This is a genomic window from Streptomyces caelestis (genome assembly GCF_001279005.1).
GTDB classification, from domain to species: Bacteria; Actinomycetota; Actinomycetes; order Streptomycetales; family Streptomycetaceae; genus Streptomyces; species Streptomyces heliomycini.
This window is the reverse complement of record NZ_LGCN01000197.1, coordinates 12217-26126: the sequence shown is the minus strand read 5'-3', so window position 1 is coordinate 26126 and position 13910 is coordinate 12217. Positions and strand designations below refer to the sequence as shown.

Genomic DNA, 13910 nt, shown 5'->3' with positions numbered 1-13910 from the left:
TCGGCTGAACGGCCCCCGGAGCCTGGCGGAACTGTCCTGCGAGGGATGCCTAGCAGGAACGTACTTTTGGGAACTCCCTTGCGGGAATTACCTACTTGGCCTTCTCGAGGATCTCGACGATGCGCCAGTGCTTCGTCGCGGACAGCGGCCGGGTCTCCATCAGGAGGACGCGGTCGCCGACGCCGGCGGCGTTCTGCTCGTCGTGGGCCTTGAGCTTGCTCGTGCTGCGGATGACCTTGCCGTACAGCGCGTGCTTCTTGCGGTCCTCGACGGCGACGACGACGGTCTTGTCCATCTTGTCGCTGACGACGATGCCCTCGCGGGTCTTACGGTCGCCCCGAGCCTCGGTGTTCGTCTCAGTCACGTTGTTCTCGCTCATGCGTTCTCCACCGTTTCGATGCCCAGCTCGCGCTCGCGCATCAGGGTGTAGATCCGCGCGATGTCCTTACGGACGGCCTTCAGCCGACCGTGGTTCTCGAGCTGACCGGTCGCCGCCTGGAAGCGGAGGTTGAACAGCTCTTCCTTGGCTTCGCGGAGCTTCGCCAGAAGCTCCTCGTCACCCAGCTCGCGCAGCTCGGACGCCTTGGTACCGGCCGACATCACGCTTCACCTGCCTCGCGCTTGACGATCCGGCACTTCATCGGCAGCTTGTGGGCTGCGCGAGTGAGGGCCTCACGGGCGATCTTCTCGTTGGGGTAGGACAGCTCGAACATGACCCGGCCCGGGTGCACGTTCGCGATCCACCACTCCGGCGAACCCTTACCGGAACCCATGCGGGTCTCGGCCGGCTTCTTCGTGAGCGGGCGGTCCGGGTAGATGTTGATCCAGACCTTGCCGCCACGCTTGATGTGGCGGGTCATCGCGATACGGGCCGCCTCGATCTGGCGGTTGGTCACGTATGCCGGCGTGAGGGCCTGGATGCCGTACTCGCCGAACGCGACCGTCGTACCACCCTTGGCCATACCGCGGCGCTTCGGGTGGTGCTGCTTGCGGTGCTTGACCCTACGGGGGATCAGCATGTCGGTCAGGCCTCCGTTCCGGTGCTCTCAGCCGGAGCGGCAGCCGGAGCCTCGGCCTTGGGGGCCTCGGCAGCGGGAGCCTGCTGCGGCTTGCGGCCGCGACCGCCACGCTCGCCACCGCGGCCACCACGGGCCGGGCGGTCAGCGCCACCACGGGCCGGGCGGTTGCCGGCACGGGCGGCGGCGTTCTCGGCGCGGACCTCGGCGATGTTCTTGACGTCGCCCTTGTAGATCCAGACCTTCACGCCGATGCGGCCGAAGGTCGTCTTGGCCTCGAAGAAGCCGTAGTCCACGTTCGCGCGGAGCGTGTGCAGGGGCACGCGGCCCTCGCGGTAGAACTCCGAGCGGGACATCTCGGCGCCACCGAGGCGGCCACCGCACTGGATCTTGATGCCCTTGGCGCCCGCCTTCATCGCCGACTGCATGCTCTTGCGCATGGCGCGGCGGAAGGAGACGCGGGAGGAGAGCTGCTCGGCGACGGCCTGGGCCACGAGCTGAGCGTCCGTCTCGGGGTTCTTGACCTCGAGGATGTTCAGCTGGACCTGCTTGCCGGTGAGCTTCTCGAGGTCGCCGCGGATGCGGTCGGCCTCGGCGCCGCGGCGGCCGATGACGATGCCCGGACGAGCGGTGTGGATGTCCACCCGCACGCGGTCACGGGTGCGCTCGATCTCGACCTTGGAGATGCCGGCGCGCTCCATGCCGGACGTCATCATCCGGCGGATGGCGACGTCTTCCTTGACGTAGTCCTTGTACAGCTTGTCGGCGTACCAACGCGACTTGAAGTCGGTCGTGACACCGAGCCGGAACCCATGCGGGTTAACCTTCTGGCCCATTACCGGGTTCCTTCCTTGCTGCTGACGACCACGGTGATGTGGCTGGTCCGCTTGCGGATCCGGTAGGCGCGGCCCTGGGCGCGCGGACGGAACCGCTTCAGGGTCGGGCCCTCGTCGACGTAGGCCTCGGAGATGTAGAGGCTGTCGGCGTCGGTGTGGTCGTAGTTGTGCGCGGCGTTGGCGATGGCGCTGTCCAGCACCTTGCCGACCGGCACGCTCGCGGCCTGCGGGGCGAAACGCAGGACCGCCTGAGCCTCCGTGGCGTCCATGCCACGGATGAGGTCCACCACTCGGCGGGCCTTCATGGGCGTGACGCGGATGTACCGCGCCTGGGCCCTGGCTTCCATGGTTGTCCCTTCAGTGTTTGTCATGGTCATCACCCCGCTGACTAGCGGCGCTTCGACTTCCGGTCGTCCTTGACGTGACCCCGGAAGGTGCGCGTCGGCGAGAACTCGCCGAGCTTGTGGCCGACCATGGACTCGGTGACAAACACCGGGATGTGGGTCTTGCCGTTGTGCACCGCGATCGTGTGGCCCAGCATCGCCGGGACGATCATCGAGCGACGGGACCAGGTCTTGATGACGTTCTTGGTACCGGCTTCGTTCTGGACGTCCACCTTCTTGATCAGGTGGTCGTCGACGAAGGGTCCCTTCTTCAAGCTACGAGGCATCTCAACCCGTCCTTAGCGCTTCTTGTTCGTCTTGCGGCGGCGGACGATGTACTTGTTCGACGCCTTCTTGGGCGAACGAGTACGGCCTTCCTTCTTGCCCCACGGGGACACGGGGTGGCGGCCACCGGAGGTCCGGCCCTCACCACCACCGTGCGGGTGGTCGACCGGGTTCATGACGACACCACGGACGGTCGGGCGGACGCCCAGCCACCGCTTACGGCCGGCCTTGCCCCAGTTGATGTTCGACTGCTCGGCGTTGCCGACCTCGCCGACCGTGGCGCGGCAGCGCTGGTCGACCAGGCGGATCTCTCCGGACGGCATGCGGAGGTGGGCCATCGAGCCCTCCTTCGCGAGCAGCTGCACGGAGGCGCCGGCGGAGCGGGCGAACTTGGCGCCGCCACCGGGACGGAGCTCGATCGCGTGGATCGTGGTACCGACCGGGATGTTGCGGAGGGCCAGGTTGTTGCCCGGCTTGATGTCGGCCCCGGGACCGTTCTCGACGCGGTCGCCCTGCTGCAGGTTGCGCGGGGCGAGGATGTAGCGCTTCTCGCCGTCGGCGTAGTGCAGCAGCGCGATGCGCGCGGTGCGGTTGGGGTCGTACTCGATGTGCGCGACCTTCGCCGGCACGCCGTCCTTGTCGTGACGACGGAAGTCGATCACGCGGTAGGCGCGCTTGTGTCCACCACCCTGGTGGCGGACGGTCACACGTCCGGAATTGTTACGGCCGCCCTTGCTGTGCAGGGGACGGACCAGCGACTTCTCCGGCGTGGACCGCGTGACCTCGACGAAGTCGGCGACGCTGGAGCCACGACGGCCCGGAGTCGTCGGCTTGTACTTGCGGATACCCATTTCTCAGTCCTCGTCCGATATCGAACGATCCTGACCGCTTACGCGGTCGGACCGCCGAAGATGTCGATACGGTCGCCCTCAGCGAGGGTCACGATCGCGCGCTTGGTCGCCGCGCGCTGGCCGAAGCCGGTGCGGGTGCGCTTGCGCTTGCCGACGCGGTTGATCGTGTTGACCCCGGTGACCTTGACCTCGAAGACCGCCTGGACGGCCTCCTTGATCTGGGTCTTGTTGGAGCCCGGCGCGACGATGAACGTGTACTTGTTCTCGTCGATGAGCGCGTAGCTCTTCTCGGACACGACCGGCTTCAGCAGGACGTCACGGGGGTCCGTGAACGCCTTGCTCGCCGGGGTGACGACGGTGTTCTTGCCTTCGGCCTCGTGGCGGCGCGCCTTGGCGACGCGGGCGGCCTTGGCCGCCTTGGCGGCCTTCGAGGCGATCGAGGGGTGACGGGCAGCCATCAGACCTCGCTCCCTTCGTTGTCGTTGGCCTTGTTCGGGCCGGCGACGAAGGACTCGAAAGCGGCCTTGGTGAAGACCACGTCGTCCGAGACGAGAACGTCGTACGTGTTCAGCTGGCCCGGCTCCAGGATGTGGACCTGGGGCAGGTTGCGGGCGGACAGCCACGCGGCCTCGTCGGCGCGGTCGACGACCAGGAGCAGGTTCTTGCGCTCCGAGATCTTGCCGAACAGCGACTTGGCGGCCTTCGTGGAGGGGGTCTCGCCCTCGATCACGCCGGAGACGACGTGAATGCGGTTGTGGCGCGCCCGGTCGGTGAGGGCGTGACGCAGAGCGGCGGCCTTCATCTTCTTGGGGGTGCGCTGGGAGTAGTCGCGCGGCACGGGACCGTGCACGACGCCACCACCGGCGAACTGCGGCGCGCGGGTCGAGCCCTGACGGGCGCGGCCGGTGCCCTTCTGGCGGTACGGCTTCTTGCCGCCACCACGGACCTCGCCGCGACGCTTGGTCTTGTGCGTGCCCTGGCGGGCAGCGGCGTTCTGCGCGACGACGACCTGGTGGATCAGCGGAATGCTGATCTTCTCCACGCCGAAGATCTCCGCGGGGAGCTCGACGCTACCGGTCTTCTCGCCCGCAGGCGAAAGGATGTCAACAGTGCTCATCGGTTACCTCAGGCCCCCTTGGCCGCGGTGCGGACCAGGACGAGGCCGCCGTTCGGACCGGGAACCGCGCCCTTGATGAGCAGCAGACCCTTCTCCGCGTCAACGGCGTGGACGGTCAGGTTCTGGGTGGTGACCCGCTCGTTGCCCATGCGACCCGCCATGCGGAGGCCCTTGAACACGCGGCCCGGGGTGGCGCAGCCACCGATGGAGCCCGGCGAGCGGTGCTTGCGCTGGGTGCCGTGACCGGCGCCGAGGCCCTTGAAGTTGTGACGCTTCATGACACCGGCGAAGCCCTTGCCCTTGCTCTTGCCGGTGACGTCGACCTTCACGCCCGACTCGAAGACCTCGGCGGTGACTTCCTGGCCCAGCGTGTACTCGGAGGCGTCCGACGTGCGGATCTCGACGAGGTGACGACGGGGGGTGACGTCGGCCTTGGCGAAGTGGCCCTTGAGGGGCTTGTTCACCTTGCGCGGGTCGATCTCGCCGAAGGCGATCTGGACCGACTCGTAGCCGTCGACGTCGTTCGTGCGGACCTGGGTGACGACGTTGGGGCCGGCCTTGACGACGGTGACCGGAACAACACGGTTGTTCTCGTCCCACACCTGCGTCATGCCGAGCTTCTCGCCCAGGATGCCCTTGATCTGCTTTGCCATCTCTTCAGATCACCGGCCTCAGAGCTTGATCTCGATGTCGACACCGGCCGGGAGGTCGAGTCGCATCAGAGAGTCAACGGTCTTGGGGGTCGGGTCGAGGATGTCGATCAGGCGCTTGTGCGTGCGCATCTCGAAGTGCTCGCGCGAGTCCTTGTACTTGTGCGGCGACTTGATGACGCAGTACACGTTCTTCTCAGTGGGCAGCGGCACCGGGCCCGCGACCGACGCACCAGTGCGAGTCACCGTCTCGACGATCTTCTTCGCCGAGGAGTCGATGACCTCGTGGTCGTAGGCCTTGAGCCGGATGCGGATCTTCTGTCCCGCCATGGCTACTTCGTAGTCCTGTCTCTCTTTACGCTCCGGAACCCGATGTCCAGGGCTCGTCCTCCGACCCACGCGGTCGGGTGTGTCGCAGTCCCGCCGACATGAATGTCCCTTGTTCGAACATCCCTGCGGGATTGACACGGCCCTACCAGAACCGCGGACCGGGGGCGAAAGGCCCACCGGGCGCCTGGCCGGCGCCGCGCAACACTTCCCGGAAGATTCCCGTACGTCCGTTCCTGATCAGGAACGACGAGTACTGTGGGACTCGCTTCCGGTCCTCCCGGCGGGAGGCGCGCAGCATCAACGCTCGACCGAGCAACTCGGACAGTCTGCCACACGGGGGCCGGGACTGGCCAATCGAGCGGAAGAGATTACCCCGGAAGTGACGGGGATCAAACGCAGGTGCCCTGAAACGGCGCGGTGGGCCGGCCACCCCGCGGCACCGTCCCCTGCACGGATTCACGGGCGGCGCCGTCGCAGGGCGCGCCGGGCGTCCTCCACCGCGTCCTCGGCGCTCAGCCACCAGCCCTCCAGGGTGCCCCGCACCGTCAGACACACCGACCGCCGCTTGAACCAGGGCGGCAGATCCCGGAACGGTACGAACGTCAGCGTGTCCCTGATGGCGTCCTCGGCGGTGCCGACGAGTCCTTCGTCCCGCAAGGCGGCGTACAGCTCCGGCGTCAACGCCCCGTTGAGCCGGGCCGCGGCGCCCACCGCCGTGAACGCGAACCCGCGCTGAGCGGCGTCCGGCAGCCGCGTCGCCCGGACGATCCGGGGCGACGCCTCCTCCAGCAGGCAGTTGAGGGCCAATCCGATCGCCGCCGTCCCCAGGCTCCGCTCGCCGCGCTCGAACGCGGCGTCCCAGTCCGCGGGGTCGTCGACGCCCAGCAGCCCCTCGCCGGTTTCCCAGTCCCACTCGGATCCCACAGGTCCCCGCCCGCCTTCCCTCTCCCCGCGGCCCCGGCTCCCGGACACGTCACATCACGCGGGAGAGGCCGGCGGTGGTGTGGACGTCGGTGAGGTCCTCGATGAGGCGGAGGTCGTCGCACAGGGCCTGGAGGGCCGAGCCGGCCGCGGCGGCGCGCGGGACTCCGCCGACCAGGCCGAAGACCCGGAAGCCCGGCCGGCGCCCGGTGGCGTTCCAGGCACGCGTCCACTGCTCGGTGACGCCGCAGTCGTCATCGGTGATCATCGCGATGTCGCCGCGGGCGCGGGCGGTGTCGTGGAACTCCGCCCTCCCGGGCGGCCCGAGCACCGACGAGTGCTGCCCGGCGAGCAGCGTCACCAGCAACGTCCTTACGATGTCGGCCCGTTCGTGGGACCGCTCCGACGGCTCGTCACCGACCGGCCGCAGCCGCCCGGCCGTGTCCTCCGCGCCCATGCCCCCTCCCCTTCCGTACGCCCCCGCGGCCCTCGGTCCACGATGCCTTACGTCCGCGCGGGCCGGACCGACGGCTGTCCGGCCCAGCGGCGGTTCAGGGTTCCCCGTGCCACGGGGACGACCCGGAAGAAACGGTTCGCCCCTCTGCTCCGGTCCCGGAGACGCCCCGGCGCGGGAGATCCCGGCCCTCACCGCCCGATCGATTTCATCGGCCGGACCATATCTCGTCCCGACCGTCCGCTCCGTTCCAACGGTGCCCGTCACCACGAACCGTCCTTCCCCGTTCGGGTCGCTCCGCCCTCGCCGCGGTACCGACCACTCGGTGAGGCCGTGCACCGGCGCCCGTGCCGACGGAAGCCGCACCTCTCACAGAACGACTGCATTCACGAACACTCGTACGCTTGTATGCCTTCATGCGAAGATCCACGACGGGAACGCGTGCATGGGGTGGGGCGGCGCTGGTGTGGGCCGCGGTCGCGGCGCTGCTGCCGTTGTCGCGTTACGGCGCTCCGACTCCCCGCTGGGACGTCCTCGCCGCGCTGGGCGCGGCGCTGCTGTGCGGACTGGGCTGGGTGGCGGCGACCTGGCGGGCCCCGCGGTTCGTCCCGGCGCCCCCGGAGGACCGGCCCGCGGACGATGCCGCCCGCCTGCCCGCCCGGCTGCCGCACCCGCCGCTGGTCTCCCTGGCCCGCGGCCTGGCGGGCGCCCTCGCCGGGTACGCGCTGGTGTCGGCGCTGCTGCTGGCCTGGCAGCCGGACGGCCGTCAGGCACGCACCCTCGCCGCGCTCCAGGACGCGGGCGCGACCGTCTCCACCGGCACGATCACGGCGGTGACGTCGCAGGAGGAGTCGAACGTGGGGGTCTCCGGACAGAAGTTCGGCAGCTACTGGTACGCCTCCTTCACCGCCGAACTGTCCGACGGCACCCGGCTGCCCGTGGACCGCGGCATCGTCGCGGGCGTCCCTTCGGGGTGGCGGGAGGTCGAGGTGCTGCACGTCCCGGGCCGGCCCGAGCTGGGCGGCTGGGTGGACGACAGCACCGACATCACGGCGTACGTCCGGACCTGGCGGCCCCCGTTCACCGCCGGCCCCTGGTTCCTGACCGCCTTCGCGGTCGCGGCGAGCCTGGCGCACCTCGGCAGGCGCAGCGGGCGCTTCGGGCCCCACCGGGTGCTTGCCGAGGACGCGGCGGCGGGCCGGGTGAAGGCGTTCCGGGTGGACACCCTCACCGCGGTGCGAAACGAACACACGACCGTCGGCTCCCGCGCCGGCACCACCCAGGTGGTGGTCCACCGCTCCCTGCGTGCCTCCGGTGAGCGAGGGAAACTCGAACTGCACGTTCCGGACGCGGACATACCCGCCCTGGCGGCGGAGTTCGGGGCGTCGGGGGGTTGGCTGATGTGGGCGAACCGCTGGCGGCTGGTGCGCGAGAGCAGGTTCGTTCCCTGCTTCTTCGTCGCCCCCGACGGCCGGGTCTTCCGCTGTACCGCCTACCCGAAGGACCTCGCCCGCCTGCGGGAACGCGAAGTGGCGTCGGAGCGGTCGACGGACCCGTCCGTCACGGTCCGCGACTGGGCCGGCCTGTGCGGGACGTCGCCGGCCGTCCGTCTGCTGCTGGTCGTCCTCCACACCGCCGTGGCCGCCTGCGCGCTGCCCGCGCTGACGGGCACGGCGAGCCACCTCACGGGCTATCTGCCGCTGGCGGCGGCCGGGGTGGCCGCGGCCGTCACCGGGTACCTGGTGACGCGCCCCGCCGCCACGGACGACCTGCCGGTCTGGGAGCGGCGCAGGAGCCGGGACCGGAGAGTGCGGCGGGCGGAGGCCTGAGCGGGCCCGGCGAATTCCGCCGCGGTCCGGCAGCGCTCTGCGGGGGCACGGGACTGCGTCTCCGTGCGGCTACCATCGCGCGGGCGCGACCGGCCGACGGCACGTCGTCGTACCGCCGGCGGGGCGCTCAGCCCTGTCTCGCGACCGTGAGCAGCACCGCCGCGTCCTCCAGGGCCTCCAGGCCGTGCCGGGCGGGAGGGATGACGATGAGATCACCGGTGCGGCCTTCCCAGTCGGCGTCGCCGCTGGTGAGGCGGACGCGGCCGCGCAGGACCAGGAGGGTGGCCTCGCCGGGGTTGTCGTGCTCGGCGAGGGCGGTGCCGGCGGTCAGCGCGAGGAGGGTCTGGCGCAGGGTGTGCTCGTGGCCGCCGTGGACGGTGGTGGCGCTGCGGCCGTGAGAGGCGGCGGCGGCATGTTCCAGGTGTTCGCGGGCGAGGGCGTCGAGGGAGATCTTCTGCATGGCTCCGAGCCTTCCCGAAGCGCCCCGCGGTCGCCAGGGCCATGTGGGGTACGTCGTGGCGGCCGCCACGTCCGCCCGTCGTGCCGTACGGCCGTCCGCGCCCTCCGCGATACTGGCGTGGTGCCGTCGACACCGCCGCCCCCGCAGCCCATCACGCCCGACCCGCCGGAGGCGATCGCGCGTCCGCTGCTCACCCAGTCGTGGCTGGACCTGACCTTCGTGCACTGGGCGGTGGACCCGGCCGACGTGGCCCCCCTGCTGCCGCCGGGCACCGTGCCCGACACCCTGGACGGTGTCACGTACGTCGGTCTCGTCGCGTTCCGGATGCACCGGGTGGGGTGGCTGCGCCTGCCGGGCGTCCCCTATCTCGGGAGCTTCCCGGAGACCAACGTCCGCCTGTACTCGGTGGACGCGCACGGGCGGCGCGGGGTGGTCTTCCTCTCCCTGGACGCCTCCCGGCTGATCCCGGTGGTGGTCGCCCGCCTCGGGTTCCGGATGCCGTACCTCTGGTCCCGGATGCGCGTGGAGCACCTCGACGGCAGCACCGTGAGGTACACCGCTTCCCGGCGCTGGCCCGGGCCGCAGGGCGCCGGCGGACGCATCACCGTGCGCAGGGGCGAGCCCATCGAGGAGCCGACCGGGCTGGAGCACTTCCTCACCGCCCGCTGGGGCATGCACAGCGTCTTCTTCGGGCGGTCGATGTACCTGCCCAACGCCCATCCGCGCTGGCCGCTGCACCGGGCCGAGCTGCTGGAGTGCGAGGAGGACCTGGTCACCGCGGCCGGGCTGCCGAGGCCGGCCGGGGAGCCGGTGAGCGTGCTGTACTCACCGGGCGTCCCCGCCCGCTTCGGACGCCCGGCCCGGCCGGCCGGCATCCCCACACCCTGACGGCGTGCCGGACCCGGTTCCGCGGCCTCGGGGGGGGCGGTCAGGCGGTGCCGTTCAGCATCGCGGCCGTGAGGACGTTGCCGGCGACGCCCCAGCCGCCGTCGGGGACCTCGTCGACGAGGACGACGGTGGTGGGGCGGGCCCGTTCCCCGTAGATCTCCGCGTAGAGGTCGGTGGTGCGCTCGACGAGCTTCCTCTTGTCCTCGGCGGTGAGGGTGCCCGCGGGGACCTTGAACTGGGCGAAAGGCATGGGTGTCTCCTGACAGGGGGTGGTGGGTTCGTTGTCGTGCGGTCGCGCCGGCGTCAGACCATGCCGCCGTTGGCGCGCAGGACCTGGCCGTTCACCCAGCGCCCCGCGGGGCTGCCGAGGAAGGCGACCACGGCGGCGATGTCGTCGGGCGTGCCCAGTCGCTCCAGCGGCGGCGTCTTGGCCAGCCGGTCGACCTGCTCGGGGGTCTTGCCCGTGAGGAACATGTCCGTGGCCGTCGGGCCGGGGGCCACGGTGTTCACCGTGACGTCCCGTCCGCGCAGCTCGCGCGCCAGGATGAGCGTCAGCGCCTCCACGGCGCCCTTGCTCGCCGCGTACCCCCCGTACTCCGGGAACTGCGTGCCGACCACGGAGGACGAGAACGCCACGAACGAGCCACCCGCGCGCAGCCGACGGGCCGCCTGCTGGGCGACCACGAAGGTGCCCCGGATGTTGGTGCGGTGCATGGCGTCGAGTGCCGCCAGGTCCAGGTCGGCGATGGGCGACAGGACCATCCGACCGGCCGAGTTCACGACCACGTCGACGCCGCCGAACTCCTCCTCCGCCCGGTCGAACAGCGCGGCGACCTCCTTCTCCTCCGCCACGTCCGCCCGTACGGCGACCGCCCGTCCGCCGGCCCCGGTGATCGCCGCCACCGTCTCCTCGGCGGCGGCCTCGTCACGGGTGTAGTTCACGACGACGGCCAGGCCGTCCTCGGCGAGCTTGCGCGCGACCGCCCGGCCGATGCCGCGCGATCCGCCGGTGACGACGGCGACGCGTACGGCTGCCGGAGCGGAAGTGTCCTGGTCCCGGTTCTGGTTCTGGTGCTGGTTCGTGGTCATGCCTCCACCCTGCGCGGCGGCGGCCGGCGCATCCAGGGGATGACATCCCCTGGGTCGGCGGCCCGGCCCGACGCACAATGGGCGTCATGAGCGCTGCGAAGTACGCCGAGCTGGGGACGTTCCTGCGTTCGCGGCGGGAACGCATCCGCCCGGCCGACGTCGGTCTGCCGGCCGGGCCCAGACGTCGGGTGCCCGGGCTGCGCCGCGAGGAGGTGGCCCAGCTCGCCGGAGCGTCGGTGGACTACTACAACGAGCTGGAGCGCGGGGCCGGATCCCAGCCGTCCGAGCAGATGATCGCCGCGCTGGCGAGGGCGCTGCGGCTGAGCGCCGACGAGCGCGACTACCTGTACCGCCTGGCGGACCGCCCGGTGCCGGTGCAGGGCGGGGCCGCCTCGCACGTCCACCCCGGCATGCTGGACCTGCTCGGCCGCCTGGCCTCGACGCCGGCGCAGGTGATCACCGACCTGCACGTCACCCTCGTGCAGAATCCGCTCGCGGTGGCGCTGCTCGGGGACCAGTCCGGTTTCCGGGGCCCCCGGGCCAGCTTCGTCCACCGGTGGTTCACCGAGCCCGCGGCCCGGGACCAGTACCCCGAGGCCGACCACGAGAGGCACTCCCGCTCCTTCGTCGCGGACCTGCGGGCCGCCGTCGCGCGGAGGGACGCGAAGGACCCCGAGGCCGGGGCGATGGTACGGACGCTGCTCGACGTCTCACCGGAATTCGCCGCGCTGTGGGCCGACCACGACGTGGCCTTCCGGCGGGACGACCGGAAGCGGCTCGTACACCCCACGCTGGGTCCGATCGAGGTCAACTGTCTGCACCTGTTCAGCGAGGACGGGCGTCAGCGGCTGCTCTGGTTCACCCCGGCCGTCGGGACGGACAGCGCGGGGCTGCTGGATCTGCTGTCGGTGGTCGGAACGCAGGAGGTCGTCGAGCCGTCGGGCTGACGCCCTTCCCTCGCGCGCCCTTCCACGCGCACCCTTCCCCGCGCGCTTTCCCCCCGCGCGCCCCACCGTCGGAGGCCGGACGGTCCCCGGCCGGCCGGTCACCGGGCGCTGGTGCGGTGGCGCACGGCCGCGGGACGGCGCCGGCCCACAGGGCCCGGGCGGGCGGGCGGCGGAAGCGGCTGCTTCGACCGCCCCGCCGCTCGTCCCGCTACCCGCCGCCCGCGCCCCTCGCGGGGGCCGGCGGCGGGCTCACCCGTGCGTCAGATGACGCCCTGCGCGAGCATCGCGTCCGCCACCCGCTCGAAGCCGGCGATGTTCGCGCCGGCCACGTAGTCGCCGGGGGCGCCGTAGCGCTCGGCGGTCTCGGCGCAGGTGGTGTGGATGTCGGTCATGATGCGGGCCAGCTCGTCCTCGACCTGGTCGGCCTTCCACGACGTGCGCGACGCGTTCTGCGTCATCTCCAGCGCGCTGACCGCGACCCCGCCCGCGTTGGCCGCCTTGCCGGGGCCGAAGGCGACGCCGGCCCGCTGGAACAGCTGCACGGCCTCCGGCGTGGTCGGCATGTTGGCGCCCTCGGAGACCGCCTTCACGCCGTTGCGGATGAGGGCGTCGGCGTCCACGGCGTTCAGCTCGTTCTGGGTCGCCGACGGCAGGGCGACGTCCGCCGGGACCTCCCAGACCCGCCCGCCGGGCACGAACCGCGCGGAGGCGCCCCGGCGCTCCGCGTAGTCGTTCACCCGGCCGCGCTCGACCTCCTTGATCTGGCGCAGCAGCTCCAGGTCGATGCCCTTCTCGTCGACGACGTAGCCGCTGGAGTCGGAGCAGGTGACCGGGTTGGCGCCGAGGGCGGCCAGCTTCTGGATGGTGTAGATCGCGACGTTGCCGGAGCCGGAGACGACCGCGGTCTGCCCCTCCAGGTCCTCGCCGCGGGCGCGCAGCATGGCCTCCGCGAAGAGCACGTTGCCGTATCCGGTCGCCTCCGGGCGGATCAGCGAGCCGCCCCAGCCGGCGCTCTTGCCGGTGAGCACGCCGCCCTCCCAGCGGTTGGTGATCCGCCGGTACTGGCCGAAGAGGTAGCCGATCTCGCGGGCGCCGACGCCGATGTCGCCGGCCGGGATGTCGGTGTACTCACCGATGTGCCGGTACAGCTCGGTCATGAAGGACTGGCAGAAGCGCATGACCTCCGCGTCGCTGCGGCCCTGCGGGTCGAAGTCGCTGCCGCCCTTGCCGCCGCCGATGCCGAGGCCGGTGAGCGCGTTCTTGAAGATCTGCTCGAAGCCGAGGAACTTGATGATCCCGAGGTTCACGGAGGGGTGGAAGCGCAGGCCGCCCTTGTAGGGGCCGAGGGCGCTGTTGTATTCGATCCGGAAGCCCCGGTTGACGTGGACCCGGCCCTGGTCGTCCTGCCACGGCACCCGGAACATGATCTGGCGCTCCGGCTCGACCAGTCGCGCGACGAGTCCCGGCTCGGCGTACTCGGGGCGCGCGGTGAGCACCGGGGCGAGGGTGTCCAGCACCTCGCGTGCGGCCTGGTGGAACTCGGGCTCCGCCGGGTTGCGGCGCTCGATCTCGGCGCGGAGCAGGTCGAGGGAGGTCTTGGGGTCGGGTCGTGAGGTCACGAGGTCCCTTTCTGGCGCGGCTGACACCGATACGGTGACCGGTGATGGGCGCTCGGCGCCGTTGCCGCGCGCAGGACAGCGGCCGCTCGGGGATGGTTGCCCAAGGCGGCCAGCCTTTCAGTGTTACCTCTGTGTAAACCGGAACGGCAAGACGCTCGCACGATTGTCCGCTATCTGAGACCTCCCGCACGGACACAGGACGCCACGGCGTCTCACTCCCTGTATACGATCGGGA

The 13910-nt window shown here is 71.0% G+C and carries 19 protein-coding genes and 1 pseudogene; 3 read left to right on the top strand and 17 right to left on the bottom strand.

From position 1 onward, the window contains the following. Positions 1 to 91: 91 nt before the first annotated feature. From rpsQ to ADK41_RS40940, 13 genes and pseudogenes are all read right to left on the bottom strand, one after another. Positions 92 to 379 (bottom strand): 30S ribosomal protein S17, encoded by a 288-nt coding sequence (rpsQ, locus tag ADK41_RS19230; protein ID WP_004927263.1) that lies wholly within the window; start codon positions 377 to 379, stop codon positions 92 to 94. Next, on the bottom strand, positions 376 to 600 hold the full coding sequence (gene rpmC / locus ADK41_RS19225; protein ID WP_030831683.1) for a 50S ribosomal protein L29: 225 nt from the start codon (positions 598 to 600) through the stop codon (positions 376 to 378). The genes rpsQ and rpmC overlap by 4 nt, the downstream gene beginning before the upstream one ends. Further along, positions 600 to 1019 (bottom strand): 50S ribosomal protein L16, encoded by a 420-nt coding sequence (gene rplP / locus ADK41_RS19220; protein WP_007443989.1) that lies wholly within the window; start codon positions 1017 to 1019, stop codon positions 600 to 602. The genes rpmC and rplP overlap by 1 nt, the downstream gene beginning before the upstream one ends. A gap of 5 nt (positions 1020 to 1024) precedes the next feature. Then, the gene (gene rpsC, locus ADK41_RS19215; RefSeq protein ID WP_004927271.1) at positions 1025 to 1852 is read right to left on the bottom strand and encodes a 30S ribosomal protein S3; all 828 of its coding nucleotides are present in this window, start codon (positions 1850 to 1852) and stop codon (positions 1025 to 1027) included. Then, a complete protein-coding gene (gene rplV, locus ADK41_RS19210) occupies positions 1852 to 2199 on the bottom strand; it encodes a 50S ribosomal protein L22 (protein WP_019329637.1) in 348 nt (115 codons plus the stop codon). Before rplV ends, rpsC begins: the two co-directional genes overlap by 1 nt. A gap of 41 nt (positions 2200 to 2240) precedes the next feature. Continuing rightward, positions 2241 to 2522, bottom strand: a complete 282-nt coding sequence (gene rpsS, locus ADK41_RS19205; protein WP_003948639.1) for a 30S ribosomal protein S19 — start codon at positions 2520 to 2522, stop codon at positions 2241 to 2243. A 12-nt stretch (positions 2523 to 2534) separates the two neighbouring features. Then, the gene (gene rplB / locus ADK41_RS19200; protein WP_004927281.1) at positions 2535 to 3371 is read right to left on the bottom strand and encodes a 50S ribosomal protein L2; all 837 of its coding nucleotides are present in this window, start codon (positions 3369 to 3371) and stop codon (positions 2535 to 2537) included. Positions 3372 to 3409: 38 nt separating this feature from the next. Then, positions 3410 to 3829, bottom strand: a complete 420-nt coding sequence (gene rplW, locus ADK41_RS19195) for a 50S ribosomal protein L23 (protein WP_030220990.1) — start codon at positions 3827 to 3829, stop codon at positions 3410 to 3412. Next, positions 3829 to 4488: a 50S ribosomal protein L4 gene (rplD, locus tag ADK41_RS19190; RefSeq protein ID WP_030831688.1), complete on the bottom strand. Its 660-nt coding sequence runs from the start codon at positions 4486 to 4488 to the stop codon at positions 3829 to 3831. The genes rplW and rplD overlap by 1 nt, the downstream gene beginning before the upstream one ends. Positions 4489 to 4496: 8 nt before the next feature. Continuing rightward, positions 4497 to 5141, bottom strand: coding sequence for a 50S ribosomal protein L3 (gene rplC / locus ADK41_RS19185; RefSeq protein WP_004927290.1), 645 nt, complete (start codon positions 5139 to 5141; stop codon positions 4497 to 4499). Between the two features lie 18 nt (positions 5142 to 5159). Beyond that, entirely contained in the window at positions 5160 to 5468 is a 309-nt protein-coding gene (rpsJ, locus tag ADK41_RS19180) for a 30S ribosomal protein S10 (protein WP_003948644.1), read from the bottom strand. Between the two features lie 456 nt (positions 5469 to 5924). Next, on the bottom strand, positions 5925 to 6392 hold the full coding sequence (locus ADK41_RS19175) for a hypothetical protein (RefSeq protein WP_030831691.1): 468 nt from the start codon (positions 6390 to 6392) through the stop codon (positions 5925 to 5927). Positions 6393 to 6693: 301 nt separating this feature from the next. After that, a pseudogene (locus ADK41_RS40940) lies at positions 6694 to 6846 on the bottom strand (AAA family ATPase); the annotation flags it as partial. A 413-nt stretch (positions 6847 to 7259) separates the two neighbouring features. On the opposite strand from ADK41_RS40940, the gene ADK41_RS19165 reads away from it, so the two are divergent. Beyond that, on the top strand, positions 7260 to 8672 hold the full coding sequence (locus ADK41_RS19165; RefSeq protein WP_158717697.1) for a hypothetical protein: 1413 nt from the start codon (positions 7260 to 7262) through the stop codon (positions 8670 to 8672). A 127-nt stretch (positions 8673 to 8799) separates the two neighbouring features. Here ADK41_RS19165 and ADK41_RS19160 read toward each other — a convergent pair whose 3' ends face one another. Then, positions 8800 to 9132 (bottom strand): cupin domain-containing protein, encoded by a 333-nt coding sequence (locus ADK41_RS19160; protein ID WP_030831700.1) that lies wholly within the window; start codon positions 9130 to 9132, stop codon positions 8800 to 8802. Between the two features lie 120 nt (positions 9133 to 9252). Between ADK41_RS19160 and ADK41_RS19155 the strand changes: the two genes are divergently transcribed. Next, entirely contained in the window at positions 9253 to 10020 is a 768-nt protein-coding gene (locus ADK41_RS19155; RefSeq protein WP_030831702.1) for a YqjF family protein, read from the top strand. A 40-nt stretch (positions 10021 to 10060) separates the two neighbouring features. Here the strand turns inward: ADK41_RS19155 and ADK41_RS19150 are convergent, their stop codons facing one another. Both ADK41_RS19150 and ADK41_RS19145 read right to left on the bottom strand, forming a co-directional pair. Further along, positions 10061 to 10270: a 4-oxalocrotonate tautomerase family protein gene (locus ADK41_RS19150; RefSeq protein WP_030831705.1), complete on the bottom strand. Its 210-nt coding sequence runs from the start codon at positions 10268 to 10270 to the stop codon at positions 10061 to 10063. 53 nt (positions 10271 to 10323) lie between these two features. Next, complete coding sequence (locus tag ADK41_RS19145; protein WP_030831706.1) at positions 10324 to 11109, bottom strand: SDR family oxidoreductase; 786 nt, start codon at positions 11107 to 11109, stop codon at positions 10324 to 10326. An 86-nt stretch (positions 11110 to 11195) separates the two neighbouring features. Between ADK41_RS19145 and ADK41_RS19140 the strand changes: the two genes are divergently transcribed. Further along, the gene (locus tag ADK41_RS19140; RefSeq protein WP_106979537.1) at positions 11196 to 12056 is read left to right on the top strand and encodes a helix-turn-helix transcriptional regulator; all 861 of its coding nucleotides are present in this window, start codon (positions 11196 to 11198) and stop codon (positions 12054 to 12056) included. A gap of 260 nt (positions 12057 to 12316) precedes the next feature. On the opposite strand, the gene gdhA is transcribed toward ADK41_RS19140, so the two are convergent. Further along, entirely contained in the window at positions 12317 to 13675 is a 1359-nt protein-coding gene (gene gdhA, locus ADK41_RS19135; RefSeq protein WP_030831713.1) for an NADP-specific glutamate dehydrogenase, read from the bottom strand. Between the last annotated feature and the right edge of the window lie 235 nt (positions 13676 to 13910).

Excerpts from the sequence above, each read along its gene's own strand:
- rpsS (WP_003948639.1), bottom strand. The coding sequence starts at position 2,522 with ATGCCTCGTAGCTTGAAGAAGGGACCCTTCGTCGACGACCACCTGATC.
- rplC (WP_004927290.1), bottom strand. The coding sequence starts at position 5,141 with ATGGCAAAGCAGATCAAGGGCATCCTGGGCGAGAAGCTCGGCATGACG.
- ADK41_RS19145 (WP_030831706.1), bottom strand. The coding sequence starts at position 11,109 with ATGACCACGAACCAGCACCAGAACCAGAACCGGGACCAGGACACTTCC.
- rplB (WP_004927281.1), bottom strand. The coding sequence starts at position 3,371 with ATGGGTATCCGCAAGTACAAGCCGACGACTCCGGGCCGTCGTGGCTCC.
- rplV (WP_019329637.1), bottom strand. The coding sequence starts at position 2,199 with ATGGAAGCCAGGGCCCAGGCGCGGTACATCCGCGTCACGCCCATGAAG.
- ADK41_RS19165 (WP_158717697.1), top strand. The coding sequence starts at position 7,260 with ATGCGAAGATCCACGACGGGAACGCGTGCATGGGGTGGGGCGGCGCTG.
- rplD (WP_030831688.1), bottom strand. The coding sequence starts at position 4,488 with ATGAGCACTGTTGACATCCTTTCGCCTGCGGGCGAGAAGACCGGTAGC.
- rpsJ (WP_003948644.1), bottom strand. The coding sequence starts at position 5,468 with ATGGCGGGACAGAAGATCCGCATCCGGCTCAAGGCCTACGACCACGAG.
- rpsC (WP_004927271.1), bottom strand. The coding sequence starts at position 1,852 with ATGGGCCAGAAGGTTAACCCGCATGGGTTCCGGCTCGGTGTCACGACC.
- rplP (WP_007443989.1), bottom strand. The coding sequence starts at position 1,019 with ATGCTGATCCCCCGTAGGGTCAAGCACCGCAAGCAGCACCACCCGAAG.
- rpsQ (WP_004927263.1), bottom strand. The coding sequence starts at position 379 with ATGAGCGAGAACAACGTGACTGAGACGAACACCGAGGCTCGGGGCGAC.
- rplW (WP_030220990.1), bottom strand. The coding sequence starts at position 3,829 with ATGGCTGCCCGTCACCCCTCGATCGCCTCGAAGGCCGCCAAGGCGGCC.
- rpmC (WP_030831683.1), bottom strand. The coding sequence starts at position 600 with ATGTCGGCCGGTACCAAGGCGTCCGAGCTGCGCGAGCTGGGTGACGAG.
- ADK41_RS19150 (WP_030831705.1), bottom strand. The coding sequence starts at position 10,270 with ATGCCTTTCGCCCAGTTCAAGGTCCCCGCGGGCACCCTCACCGCCGAG.
- ADK41_RS19140 (WP_106979537.1), top strand. The coding sequence starts at position 11,196 with ATGAGCGCTGCGAAGTACGCCGAGCTGGGGACGTTCCTGCGTTCGCGG.
- ADK41_RS19160 (WP_030831700.1), bottom strand. The coding sequence starts at position 9,132 with ATGCAGAAGATCTCCCTCGACGCCCTCGCCCGCGAACACCTGGAACAT.